Raw genomic sequence first — 12,177 nt, 5'->3', positions numbered from 1 at the left:
AAGTCCGGGCGTGGCCCGGGCCGCCCCAAGGGGCAGCCGGGTGCCACGTTGCGCCAGGTCGAGATTCCGGATGAGACCTTCACCCACCGGCCCGGCCCGTGCACCGGCTGCGGGACCGACCTCTCGGACGCACCTGTGGTTGGGGTGGAGCGTCGCCAGGTCTTCGACCTGCCCGAACAGATACGGCTCCAGGTCACCGAGCACCAACTGCTCTCGGTCCGGTGCGCCTGCGGGAACAAGGCCCGGGCCGCGGCTCCGGCCCAGGTCGCCGCCCCGGTGCAGTACGGGCCACGGCTGGCCGCGGTCGGGGTGTACCTGATACGGGCAGTTCCTGTCCAAGGACCGCACCGCCCGCGCGCTGGCCGATCTGTTCGGCGCCCCGGTCGCGGCGGCCACCGTGGCGGGCTGGGTGAGCCGGTGCGCCAGGACCCTGGACACGTTCGGCCGCGTGGTCGCCGAGCAGGTAGCGCGGGCGCCGCTGGCGTTCTTCGACGAGACCGGGTTCCGCACGGCCGCCCGGCTGCACTGGCTGCACTCCGCCTCCACCGGGATGTTCGTGCACCTGAGCGTGCACCGGCGGCGCGGGACCCAGGCGACCGATGACGTCGGGATCCTGCCCGCGTTCCGCGGGGTGGCCATGCATGACGCCTGAGCTCCGTACGACACCTACACCCAGGCCACCCACGCTCTGTGTTCAGCGCATGCCCTGCGCGAACTGGTCGCGGTCACCGAATGCGGGTCCGAGCAGGCCCGCTGCGCGGCCTACCGGGCCATCGACGCGCTGCTGGCACTGAAGAAGGCCGCCGACGCGGCCCGCACCACGGTCGCCGAGGCGATCGCGGACAAGCTCAAGGCCGGGGAGCTGAAGGCACTGCGGACGGCGGTCCGCGACGGGATCAAGGCCACCACCGCACGCTCCTCGAAGACCGGGTGCAAACACAACGCGCTGTTCAAGCGGCTGCACAGCCGCTGGGACGACTACCTGCGCTGGGTCCACGACCTGCGGCTGCCCTTCGACAACAACCCGGCCGAGCAGACGATCAGGATGGCGAAGCTGCGGATCAAGGTGTCCGGAAGCCTGCGGACCCTGCTCGGGGCCCAGGACTTCGCAGCCATCCGCACCTACCTGGCCACCGCCGACCGGCACGGCCAGAACATGCTCGACGTCCTGGAGCGGGCCATGGGCGACAGACCCTGGATGCCCGCCACCGTCTGATCCTCAACCGGTCCCGCCGACCGGAGGTCACGCATGCTCGGGTGACTCAGGTAGTTCAGCCTGCAACCAGTGGCGTTAGATCTGACGGTCGTTGTTGTGCCGGCCCAGCGCGCGGCCGAATCGTTCTGAGATCCCCGGCATCAGGCTTTCGCCTCTGGCCGGGCGGTCCAGGCCGAAGACGTAGCCGGGGAAGTCCAGTTCCTTCTGAGCTGCCCAGATGCCCTCGTGGTCCTCAGCCGGAAGGATGCGAAGGGGATCGCCTACAGCTACCCAGCCGATGGGCACCACGGAGTCGGCGGGAAGCACAGTGCGCAAGTGCACCAGGCCGTTGATGCGAACCTCAGAGCGTGTTCCGATCCTGGCCCCGTTGAACACGCGGCTGCCGGTGGCCAGGAACACCTCGTCCTCCACCTGGCAGCCGGTCAGGTAGGAGGTGGGCCCGACCAGGACCTGTCGACCCAGACGAAGAGGATCGCGGCGGCTGCCGCGCAGGACAGCGTTCTCCATCACGATGCTGCCCTCGCCCAGCTCCACCGGGCCGCCCTCAGCGGTGAGCACCGCACCGAACAGCACCCGGCAACCCGGCCCCACCCGGACGTCTCCGCTGAGCGTCGCCGTCGGCGCAACGTAGGCGGTGGCGTGGATCGTCGGCGAACAACCCTCGTGCTCAATCAGCATGGGCGCGATCATGCCGCATTCCTGGGGGTCGCCGCGCGCCGTTCCACCAGGCAAGACCGCAGAACACGCCGGGCCATTGGCCTCAACCCGTGATGCTGTCGCAGCCCGTGCCAGCTGAGGAGATCCGCGACCAGCTATCCAGTCACCCCGAGGTTTCGTGGGACCGTCACGGCGCGGGAGTTGGTCGAGTCGTTCACACCCACAGCGGACCGAGATGTTCTGCAAGCGCATGGCGGTCATCCACAAGAAGGGCCGGGCCCGGCTGGAGGCCCTGCGCGAGGAGCATCGCGCGGAGTCCGAGAGGCTGCTGGAGGTGTTCGGTGATGTCCTGGCCGCGGTGCGCGAGGCTGCCGAATTGGCCGCCACGGCGAGCGTGCCCGGCGACGAGAATGACACCGGCACCGCGACGATCGATGCGACCGGCAGTGGCATCCTCGACGACGCGGTTGAACCCGTAGCCGAAGGCGGGAGGTCCGCGGCTGCGCGGACTGGGGAGATGGTCCTGTCGGCGCTGACGGCCGGCGGGGGCCTCGCGGCGCTGAGTGCGTCGCACGAGGCGGTGGCCGCGCACCACGGCAACAACTATCTGCCGTTGTGCGAGCAGTACTACAAGTCGCACCGGCCGGTGCTGTTCACGCTGGTGGATGCGATCGAGCTGGAGGCGACGTCTGCGGAGCGGTCGGTGCTGGACGCGCTGGCGTTCGTCAAGGCCAACCGGGATCTGGACCGGCGCGCGGAGTGGATCGAGGAGAGCGTCACCGTCAAGCGCGACGGCAAGGACGTAGTGGTGAGGGTCGAGGTCGACGCTTTCGCAGGGTCTTTGTGGAGGCGCACGCTGCGTGACCGGCGGCGTCCGGGGATGCCGGCCCGCAGGCACCTGGAGGTGTGCGTGCTCTCCCATCTGGCCGCCGAACTGCGGTCTGGGGACATCGCGGTGGTCGGCTCGGACTCCTACGCCAACCTGCACGCCCAATTGATGAGCTGGGAGGAGTGCGAGGACAAGGTCGCAGAGTTCTGTACCCAGGCCGGTATCCCGACCGGCGCGAAGGCGCTGGCGGCGCACTACCGGGCACTGCTGAGGAGGAAGGCCACGGAGGTCGATGCGGGCTATCCGGCCAACACCGACCCGCGCCTGGAGGGCGGACGGCCGGTGCTGGCTGGCGCGGCGCAAGGGCGCCGATCGGCGGCCGGCGGCGATCGCGCTGGAGGCCGCGGTGCTGGACCGGCTGCCCGACCGCGCGCTGCTGGACATCCTGGCCCGCACCGCCCACCTGACCGGCTGGCCGCGGCATTTCGGCCCGGCCTCCGGTTCCGATCCGAAGATCCGCGACACCCTGGGCCGGTACGTGGTGACCGCGTTCGCCTACGGCGGGAACCTCGGACCGGCCGAGGTCGCCCGGCACATGCGCGGGGTCAGCGCCCACGAGATCTACACGGCCGGGAACAAGCACGCCACCCCCGACAAGATCTGCAAGGCGTCGGCGGACGTGGTCAACGCCTTCACGAAGCTGGATGTCGCCGCGGTGTGGGGCGACGGGTCGACCGCGGCCACCGACGGCTCACAGATCGACACCTGGGAAGACAGCCTGCGGGCCGAGTCCCACGTCAGATACGGCGGGTTCGGGGCTCTTGCGTTCCGGCTGGTGTCCGACAACTACATCGCGCTGTTCTCCCACTTCATCCCGTGCGGGGTGTGGGAGGCGGTGTATCTGCTGGACTCGCTGCTGTCCAACGTCTCCGACATCCAGCCCGACACCATCCACGCCGACACCCAAGGGGCTTCGCTGCCGGTGTTCGGCCTGGCCGCCCTCCTCGGATTCGATCTCCTTCCCCGCATACGCAACTGGCACGATCTGAACTTCTACCGGCCTCACGCCAAGGTGCGGTACAAGCACATCGACTCCCTCTTCGACGACAACGTCATCGACTGGCCCCTCATCGATCGCCACTGGAAGGACCTGCTGCGCACCGGGATCTCGATCCGCGAGGGCCGGCTGTCCTCGGTCACGCTGCTGCGCCGCCTGGGCAACCACTCCAAACGCAACCGGATCTACAAGGCTCTGCGCGAACTGGGCAGGGTCGTCAGGACCGTAACGCTCCTTCGATACCTGTCCGAACCCGAGCTCCGCGACCAGATCACCGCGATCACCAACCGCACGGAAGCGTTTCACGGCTTCGCCGCACATCTCATGATCGGCGGACGGCTGATCGGCCACAACGACCCGGACTACCAGGAGCGCGTCGTGAAGTTCAACGAGCTGATTGCCAACTGCGCGATCTACTCCACCGCACTGGACATCACCGACGCCGCCAACGCCCTCGCCGCCGAGGGCCATCTCGTGGACCCCGACGATCTGGCCACCGTCAGCCCGCTGATCACCCGCACGATACGCCGTTTCGGCGACTGGCACCTGGACCTCACCCCGCCCAAGGACGTCATCGCCACCAAACTGGACCTGGCCCCCGGAGCACTGTTTCCCACCACGCCCGTGTGAGAACGAGTGCCAGCTCCCCCTTGCCCCAACGGCAGGGGCACACGTCACGGCCCTGCGGCCGGCACGCGCCACCCGTATCGGACTGCGTGGTTCTACCGATGCTGATGGCATTGCTGCAACTCATACTGATCCCCGCAATACTTTCTGATACCTCTCCTTGATCGGCAGCCGCTCACGTGAGTACCGAAGAATCCGTCCATGGCATCGCCGCGTGGAAGATCGAGTGCGGCAACGGCGCCACCGGGGGGCGAGGTACTGGCAATGGGTGGCATCCGCTGCCCAGGCACCTTGAATTCGGCCACAACGACTGCTCTGCGCGCCGCGTCGTACGCCAGCGGCATCCTCGTCGACTTCGAGCGCGGCAACGCGTTCGGCTGGGTCGACGTCCGGGAACGGGTCACCGACTGGGACTTCCCCGCCGCGGTCCGCGCTCTGGGGCTCCCCTACGACGAGGGCGATCTGCTGGGGCGTGCATGGTGAAGCAGTTGGACGGGGGACACAAGGTATGACCGTGCGGCGCACCGATCCCCGGCCGCCCGAGGCGTGGTGGTCGAAGGAGGACCGCGAGTGGGTTCTCGGCAGCAGGGATGAGCACGGACGTCTCGTGGGCGTGGTCCGCTATTGGGACGCGGACGGAAGGTTCATCTGTGAGTCGGAGCATGCCGCCGGCCGGCCGCACGGCATCTCCCGGCGCTACGACCACCCAGGCGGTGAGCTGTCGCAGGAGTGCCGGTACGCGGACGGCCGTATCGACGGTGTGCGGCACTTGCACCGTCCGGCCAACGGCTCCGGTGCCCCGTGGAGGGACACCGAGGCATCCGTGCGCGTCTACGAGTACGTCTACGAGGACGGCGACCTGATCGGTACGCGCGCTCTCGATGACTCCGGGGTCGAGGTGGATCACCGCACCGGCAGGCCGGTACCGCAGCGTCCGGACGGCGTGGCGCCGACGGCGCGGCACCTGCCGGGCGCCGAACTCCCGTGGCTGTTCCTACGGCGGCGCGGTGAGGACGGCGACAAGATCATCGAGATCCGGAAATGGTGGCCCGACGGAACCCTCTGCACCGAGCGACTGCTCGACGGGACCGATCGGCGCCGCTACCGCAGCGGCGTCCTGTGGTGGGAGGGTCGACGGGTGCGCCGTGACGGCATTCTCCCCATGCACGGTGTCTGGCGCTACCACGACGCGGACGGACTGCTGCGCCGCGAATCCGTCTACGACTCGGCCGTCGGCCACGGGGCCGAGCGGTACAGGACCTGGCACCGCACAGCCGAGGAGGCGGACGGCTGCGGAGTCACCCGCTCCGGCCCCGTCGAGGACGGTGTCGAGGTCGGCCTGTGGCAGATCCGTGACGCAAGCGGCGCACTCCTGCGGGAGATCCGGCTCGGCCGCCGCTGGACCGACGCAGCCCTGCTGGCCTCACCGGCCGCTGGCGAGTCACCGTGCAGTGCCGCGAGACTGTGGGCCGTGCTGGCCGACGCCGACGCCGACGACCCGGACGGCGCTGCCGCACATCTGGCCTGGATTCGGCTCGCCGCCCGGGAGGGCATCGACGCACTCACCCCGCTCGTCGAAGACGAGTGCCCCTGGCCCGCCGTCGCGGCCGACGCCGGGTACAAGTACGACGGCGTACCGGCCTCGCCGCTCACCCCGCAGTCGTCACTGGCCGAGGTGATCCACGCCCTGCGGTGGGGGGAGCCCGCGGGCCCGACCCTGGCCCGGCTCGCCCGGGACCTCTTCCACCACGGACACCCCCACACCGCCCTGGACGTCATCGACGCGGCCCTCCTCCTCGGCGACGACGCCGACTGGCACCGGACCAGGGCGGTCCTGCTCCGGGCTCTCGGGCGCGACACCGAGGCCGACGCGGTCACCCCCGGACCGGACCACGCCGACCAGGCCGCCACCCGTCTGCTGCTCACCATCCGAGAACGCCCCGCCGACAACACCCCCCGGCTGGCCTACGCGAAGCTGGTGGCCGCCTCCCACCCCGAGCACGCCCGGCTGATCACCGCCCAGTGCGGCGGCGACGCGGCCGACGACAAGGACGCCGCCATGGCGGCTTACCTGGCCACCCTGCCCGCCGAGGTGCGCGACGCCCTCATCGGCCGCCCGGAGCGCGGATTCGTGCGCACGGTCACCGATGTGGGGGCGGAGACCTTCCTGCATCACCACGACGCGCTGTTCCGCGCCGCACCGGAGGACGACTGTCTCGTCCTCCAGTTCGCGAACGACCATCTCGCCGAGATCTCGCTGCTCCCCGCCCTCGGCCGGTACCGCAGCCTGCGCGTCTACGACACCTACCTCTTCGACGACACCCCGGCGCAGCTGGCCCGGTCCCCGTACCTGCGGCAGCTGGAAAGCCTTTCGCTGCGGGACACTTACCTCAGTGACGAGGACCTCGCCGCGCTCCTCACCAGCCGCAGCTACCCGCGTCTACGCGAACTGGACGTGTCCGCCTCCCGCTACGACGAACAGAACTGGACCACCGCCGGGCTTATGCCGCTGCGGGACGCCGTCTTCGCGCCACACCTGGAGTTCCTCAACCTCGGGCGCAGCAGTTACGACCTGGACAACGGCGTGGCGTCGGTTTTGACGGCGCTGCCGAACCTGACCTTCCTCAAACTCGGCGGCAATCCGCTCGGCGACGAGGTGCTGACCCGGCTGAGCACGCTGCCCAACCGCTTCACCGAACTCGACCTCACGGGTGACGCCTTCACCCCGGAAGGCATCACCGCGCTGGTCAACTCCCCGGCGGTAGCCAGACTCCAACGGCTCACCATGACGACCGACAGCAGCGGTATCGGCGCTGCGATGGCCGCGCTGGTGCGGGGGCGGCAGCTCGGAGCCCTGCGGACACTCAGACTGTCCGGCGGATATCTCAACAAGCCGAGGCCGTGGGCCGGCATGGGCCATGCCTTCGCCAGGTCCGCCTTCACCAACTCCCTCGAGGAACTGACCGTGTCCTGGGGCTGCCTCGGCCCGGAAGGCGCGGCAGGCCTGGCTGCGGCACCATTCCGGCGGTTGCGCTACCTCGACCTTTACGACAACCGCCTCGGCGACGACGGAGCGGTCGCCCTGGCCCGCACCCCAGCGCTGGCCACCCTGCGGTCGCTCAATCTCAGCTACAACCAGATCGGCAATGTTGGCGCGCTGGTGCTGGCGGAATCACCGCACCTGACCGGAATCGAATGGCTCGACCTTCGAGACAACCAGTTCGGAGACAGAGCCGCCTGCGCACTCCATGAACGCTTCGGCAGCGCGTTGCGCAGCTGACGCGGCTGCAGAACTCGGTCTCGAAGTCCTAGGCTAGGGCTGTCCCGTAACTGCTGCCTGAGTGTGGTGGCGATGTCAGTGGGAGAGGGCACACTGGCCGCATGATCGCCATTCCCTCCACCGCCGACGATGCCGATGTCTCCCGTCCCTCCCCTGGCTGGGTGGAGTCGATGGGCGGCCCTCTGATCGTCGTCCCCGTCTCCGCCTTGGCTTCCTGGGGCGGGGGCACGGCGGAGAGTGGTCTTATGGCGGGAGATGTCACCGCTCCGGACGACTACGACCGGGCCTGCGCGGTGGACGACCTGGCCGGCGTGATCCCTGTCGACGAGCACGGTGCGCAGGCGCTGGTGCTGGCGGACGAGCCAGCGATCAGCTGCTACATGCCCGAGCACCGAGCGTTCCTGCGATGGCTCGCCGCCGACTCCGAGGCTGGGCTGAGTGCCGCGGCAGATGTAGCCCTCGTCGACCCGGCCACGGTGTGGAAGGAGTGCGGCACCTGGGTCTCAGACGGCCCGGCAGTGCTCATGGACTCCGCCGAAGCTGGTGCCGACTTGGGCGTCGAGTATTCCGGCGGTGGGATGCCCGCCCAGGCATCGGTCCCGCTGCCCGGCGGCCGCTGGAGGGTCCGCGCCACGCAGACCTGGGTGGACGGGGAGAACTGGTTCGGCTTGGTCCAGCTCCTGGCGTGTGAATCCTGATCGGGCAGTGCTTCGGTCGGGTGCGGTCAGCCGCGGCGTGCAAGATTGTGCAGATGAGCGACGCCCAACATCGCGTGGTGCACGCCATCGCCTTTGAGGCGGCAGGCGCGCAAGATCTTCCAAGTCTTCATCCGGGCAAAGGCATGCTCGACCCGAGCACGGACCATGCGGTGGGAGGTGTTGTGTTCTTCTTTCCAGGCAGGAAGTTCGCTCTGTCCAGGGTCTCGACGGTGCGGGATGACGAGCCCGGTACCGCGATAGCCCCCGTCGGCGATCACTGCAGTCTTCCCGACGGCGGCCTTCGCCCCGGATAGCTCCCATGCCTTGCAGTCGTTGCGGTTGCCCGGCAACGGCCGGCCGACCACGACCACCATTCGGGTGTCGGCATCGACGACCACCTGGTGATTCGTCGAGTACCGGTAGTTCTTGGATCGCTCCGCCACCGCGTGGTCGCGGGTGGGAACCAGAGTGCCGTCCACGATGAGTACAGCGTCCTTGCGAAACCGCTTCCGGGGCCGGAACGCGAGAAGAGGCCCGACCTGCCTGACGATGCGGCCGGCCGCGGACTTCGAGACACCGAAGAGCGGAGCGAGCTGCCGCAGCGTCAGGTTGGTACGCCAGTACGCAGCCACCAGAAGTACGCGGTCCTCCAATGGAATCCTCCACGGCCGGCCCCGCCGAGGGATATCGGCGCCTTCGCGCCGCAGCGCACGCACCACCCGGTTGAAGTGGCGCGGAGCCACACCAGTGAACGGGGCTATCCAGGATGGCTCCGACGCCGTGATCACACCAGACATGCCAAGATCATGGCATCGGGCGCCACTCGAGGCGCAGGTGGGAAAACTGGGGCGCCAGAGTGTCACTTCTCGTGCCAGCATGCAGTACCGCTGAGCGGAGGAGGTAGACAATATGGCAAACGAGCTGCTCACAGTCTGCCTGCCGCCAGACGCCCACCAGGACCTGCAAGCCGCGATCGAGGCGGCCATGGCCCCCTTCAGTATGAATGGTGACCACGAGCCCTACCAAGGCGAATGGGATCAGTGGTGGCTTGGTCGACCGGGTGAGGAGTTCGATGTGCTTCCCGGTCACGAAGCCGATCCTCGGCTCGTCCGAGCGCCGCGTGACGCCTCTGGAGCTCCCCGTCACTGGACACCGAGACGGTGCGACGGAGGACCGCGTGGCCTGCTCGACTTCAAGGGCATGCGCACCCGCGCGGCACAGTTGGCCGCAAGACTCGACCCTCATCACGCCAGCCAGACTCCGTACCGCCAGAGGCAGCCCGAGTGGGCAGTCCCTACGGATCACCTGCTCACCCTGGACAGGGCATGGATCTACGTTCAGGTCGCTCCCCAGTCCGGGACGGGTTTCCCGGACTTCGCCAACACCTACCTGGACGAGTTGGCACTCGACGTCATGATCGTCCGCCTCCGCATTCACTGTTGACGGCCAGTCACCCACGGTTACTCCACGGAGGGCCGCTTTGCGGGACAAGCCTTACGAGTTGGTGGTCACGCGGATAGGCGCGGTTGGGGACACTGGCAGTAGGAACGGGCACAGGCCCGGTGATCATGGAGTTGCGATGCTCTGTGATTACCGAGGAGACCTGTGCCCGTTCTGCCGTCGTGGCTCACTGAACCGCTCTGGGATCAGTTCGCCGCCCTGTTGCCTGTGCGGCCGGAGTATCACCCGGACCATCCACTCGCCTGCCACCGCAGGCGTATCAGCGACCGGGTCGTCTTCGACAAGGTGCTGCAACTGCTGCGTTTCGGCTGTTCTTACGAGGCGATAGCGGATACGACGTGCTCGGCCACCACGATCCGCAGCCGCCGCGATGAGTGGATACGACTGGGCGTTTTCGCCGAGTTCAAGCGGATCGCGCTGGAGTCCTATGCCCGGATCGTCGGCCTCGTCCTGGACCGGATCGCCGTCGACGGCGCCATCACCAAGGCTCCCGGAGGCGGCGAAGCAGCCGGGCATTCGCCGGTCGACCGCGGCAAACAGGGCCTGAAACGTTCTGGCATGACGGACGGTTACGGCATTCCACTGGGCCGCGTCCTGGCCGGAGCCAATCGCCACGACTCCCCGCTGCTCGCCCCGACCCTGGACCTGCTGGACGACCTCGGACCCCTGCCCGACGACATCACCGTGCACCTGGACGCCGGCTACGACTCCGACAAGACCCGCGCCCTGCTCGCCGAACGCGGCCTGCACGGCCGAATCGCTCACAAAGGCGAGAAGGCGCCGATCCAGGCAGGTCAGAGGTGGCACGTGGAGCGTACCCACGCCTGGCAGAACGCCTTCCAGCGCCTCGCCCGCTGCTACGAGCGCCGGACCACCGTGATCAACGCGTTCTTCGATCTCGCCGACACCATCATCACCGTCCGCAGCCTGATCCGCCGGGCATGGACAACCCACCGCTGGGACGAACGCCCGCACCGCCGCTCATGAGAACACTGTGTGGGACACACCCCGGGGTGCACCGCGCGATACCTGGTCAGCAGCGGGCCAGCACCGCCACCTCATGGCCGAACCCCACCACCAGCCGGCCATCCGAAGTGACAGCCACCGCGAACACCTCCGCGGGGAACACCAACTCCGGTCCGACCGGCCGGCCGGTGGCCAGATCCCACACCCGCACCGTCCCGTCCCCGCTGCCGGTGACGGCGACCGGACGGCCCTCCACCACCCCCGTCGCCACCCCATACACCCAGCCGGTGTGACCGGTCAGGGGCCCACCGACCGGCTTGCCGGTGGTCAGGTCCCACACCCGCACCGTCTCATCCATGCTGCCGGTGACGGCGAACAGGCGGCCCTCCACCACCCCCGTCGCCACCCCATACACCCCGTCGGTGTGACCGGTCAGGGGTTCGCCCACCGGCTTGCCGGTGGGCAGGTCCCACACCCGCACCCTCCTGTCCTGGCCGCTGGAGACGGCGACCGGGCGGCCGTCCATCACCCCCGTCGCCACCGCATCCACCGTGCTGCGGACGTGGTCTTGCAGGGGTTCGCAGAACTGCTGGCGGGTGGTCAAGTCCCACACCTGCACCGATCCGTCACGGCTGCCAATAACGGCGACCGGGCAGCCGTCCACCACCCCCATCGCTACTCCAACCACCGAGCTGGTGTGACCGGCGAGGGTCTGCCAGAGGCTGCGATCGACCATGCTGCCAGTCGCCCACTCCACCCCCCACGGCGCGGCGGGTTCGCCCTCCACCAGTACGGCGGTGATCCGCGCCGCCAGTCCCCGATCCCCGTACCGGGCGGCATCCAACGCCAGCAACTGCCTCCGTACCCCCGCGCCAGCATCACGGTGCAGGTGCGCCGACGCCCGGTACACCGCCCCCGCCAGCCGCCCAGCAGGCCCCGAAGCCGCATCCACCAGCCCCAGCACCTCCTCCGGGTTGGCATTCACCAGAAACCCCGGATCCGCCAACCGCCCAACCGCGCCCGCAAGCACGGCCTCAACCCCGTCAACGTTTAGATCACCGGACATGCCCGCATCCAACCAGCCCACCACGCGATTGCGTAGCCAATTACGCAACGTTACTGACGAACCCTCCAGCAGCCTCAGCAAACAAGACCCGCCCCAGACCCGCAGTCCGCCACCGCCTCACCAATTCGCGCGGGTTCTTATCTTGTATTTAAACCTTTGCCTTTGGTTAGTTGGGCGGGCTGGCCACGGGTTTTGCTGTTCGCCGGACAGCGGAGCGGCCTTTGCTTGATCATGTGTTTCCGCCAAGAGACACATTGATCAACCAAAGGCCGTGATGGACAGTCTGCAAGAACGTGCCGCCCGCGTCGAGGCGTTGGGCG

At 68.6% G+C, this 12,177-nt stretch carries 11 protein-coding genes and 1 pseudogene; 8 read left to right on the top strand and 4 right to left on the bottom strand.

The features are described from left to right. Positions 1-331 precede the first annotated feature (331 nt). Together ABZ622_RS37555 and ABZ622_RS37550 are read left to right on the top strand one after the other, a co-directional pair. Positions 332-1,042: pseudogene (locus ABZ622_RS37555) on the top strand (transposase); the annotation flags it as partial. Positions 1,043-1,045: 3 nt separating this feature from the next. After that, a complete protein-coding gene (locus ABZ622_RS37550; protein ID WP_360551191.1) occupies positions 1,046-1,216 on the top strand; it encodes a hypothetical protein in 171 nt (56 codons plus the stop codon). Positions 1,217-1,291: 75 nt separating this feature from the next. Here the strand turns inward: ABZ622_RS37550 and ABZ622_RS37545 are convergent, their stop codons facing one another. Continuing rightward, the gene (locus tag ABZ622_RS37545) at positions 1,292-1,906 is read right to left on the bottom strand and encodes a gamma carbonic anhydrase family protein (protein WP_356484112.1); all 615 of its coding nucleotides are present in this window, start codon (positions 1,904-1,906) and stop codon (positions 1,292-1,294) included. 181 nt (positions 1,907-2,087) lie between these two features. Further along, positions 2,088-2,468, bottom strand: coding sequence for a hypothetical protein (locus ABZ622_RS37540; protein WP_360551157.1), 381 nt, complete (start codon positions 2,466-2,468; stop codon positions 2,088-2,090). 526 nt (positions 2,469-2,994) lie between these two features. Between ABZ622_RS37540 and ABZ622_RS37535 the strand changes: the two genes are divergently transcribed. From ABZ622_RS37535 to ABZ622_RS37520, 4 genes are all read left to right on the top strand, one after another. Further along, positions 2,995-4,389 (top strand): transposase, encoded by a 1,395-nt coding sequence (locus ABZ622_RS37535; RefSeq protein WP_360551155.1) that lies wholly within the window; start codon positions 2,995-2,997, stop codon positions 4,387-4,389. Positions 4,390-4,677: 288 nt separating this feature from the next. Then, a complete protein-coding gene (locus ABZ622_RS37530) occupies positions 4,678-4,869 on the top strand; it encodes a hypothetical protein (RefSeq protein ID WP_360551153.1) in 192 nt (63 codons plus the stop codon). A gap of 31 nt (positions 4,870-4,900) precedes the next feature. Further along, positions 4,901-7,666: a hypothetical protein gene (locus ABZ622_RS37525; RefSeq protein WP_360551151.1), complete on the top strand. Its 2,766-nt coding sequence runs from the start codon at positions 4,901-4,903 to the stop codon at positions 7,664-7,666. Positions 7,667-7,767: 101 nt separating this feature from the next. Then, positions 7,768-8,364, top strand: a complete 597-nt coding sequence (locus tag ABZ622_RS37520; RefSeq protein WP_360551149.1) for an Imm21 family immunity protein — start codon at positions 7,768-7,770, stop codon at positions 8,362-8,364. A gap of 26 nt (positions 8,365-8,390) precedes the next feature. On the opposite strand, the gene ABZ622_RS37515 is transcribed toward ABZ622_RS37520, so the two are convergent. Continuing rightward, positions 8,391-9,161, bottom strand: coding sequence for a transposase (locus ABZ622_RS37515; protein ID WP_360551147.1), 771 nt, complete (start codon positions 9,159-9,161; stop codon positions 8,391-8,393). Between the two features lie 112 nt (positions 9,162-9,273). Here ABZ622_RS37515 and ABZ622_RS37510 point away from each other — a divergent pair, with 112 nt between their 5' ends. After that, entirely contained in the window at positions 9,274-9,807 is a 534-nt protein-coding gene (locus ABZ622_RS37510) for a hypothetical protein (protein ID WP_360551145.1), read from the top strand. 162 nt (positions 9,808-9,969) lie between these two features. Next, positions 9,970-10,812, top strand: coding sequence for an IS5 family transposase (locus ABZ622_RS37505; RefSeq protein WP_360551143.1), 843 nt, complete (start codon positions 9,970-9,972; stop codon positions 10,810-10,812). A gap of 46 nt (positions 10,813-10,858) precedes the next feature. Here the strand turns inward: ABZ622_RS37505 and ABZ622_RS37500 are convergent, their stop codons facing one another. Then, the gene (locus tag ABZ622_RS37500; RefSeq protein WP_360551141.1) at positions 10,859-11,938 is read right to left on the bottom strand and encodes a hypothetical protein; all 1,080 of its coding nucleotides are present in this window, start codon (positions 11,936-11,938) and stop codon (positions 10,859-10,861) included. Positions 11,939-12,177: the final 239 nt, after the last annotated feature.

The organism is Streptomyces sp. NPDC007164 (assembly GCF_040634135.1).
Classification (GTDB): domain Bacteria; phylum Actinomycetota; class Actinomycetes; order Streptomycetales; family Streptomycetaceae; genus Streptomyces; species Streptomyces sanglieri.
Note: the sequence above shows the minus strand (reverse complement) of the source record. Positions and strands in the feature narration are given on the sequence as shown.

Excerpts from the sequence above, each read along its gene's own strand:
- ABZ622_RS37520 (WP_360551149.1), top strand. The coding sequence starts at position 7,768 with ATGATCGCCATTCCCTCCACCGCCGACGATGCCGATGTCTCCCGTCCC.
- ABZ622_RS37550 (WP_360551191.1), top strand. The coding sequence starts at position 1,046 with ATGGCGAAGCTGCGGATCAAGGTGTCCGGAAGCCTGCGGACCCTGCTC.
- ABZ622_RS37535 (WP_360551155.1), top strand. The coding sequence starts at position 2,995 with ATGCGGGCTATCCGGCCAACACCGACCCGCGCCTGGAGGGCGGACGGC.
- ABZ622_RS37510 (WP_360551145.1), top strand. The coding sequence starts at position 9,274 with ATGGCAAACGAGCTGCTCACAGTCTGCCTGCCGCCAGACGCCCACCAG.
- ABZ622_RS37515 (WP_360551147.1), bottom strand. The coding sequence starts at position 9,161 with ATGTCTGGTGTGATCACGGCGTCGGAGCCATCCTGGATAGCCCCGTTC.
- ABZ622_RS37545 (WP_356484112.1), bottom strand. The coding sequence starts at position 1,906 with ATGATCGCGCCCATGCTGATTGAGCACGAGGGTTGTTCGCCGACGATC.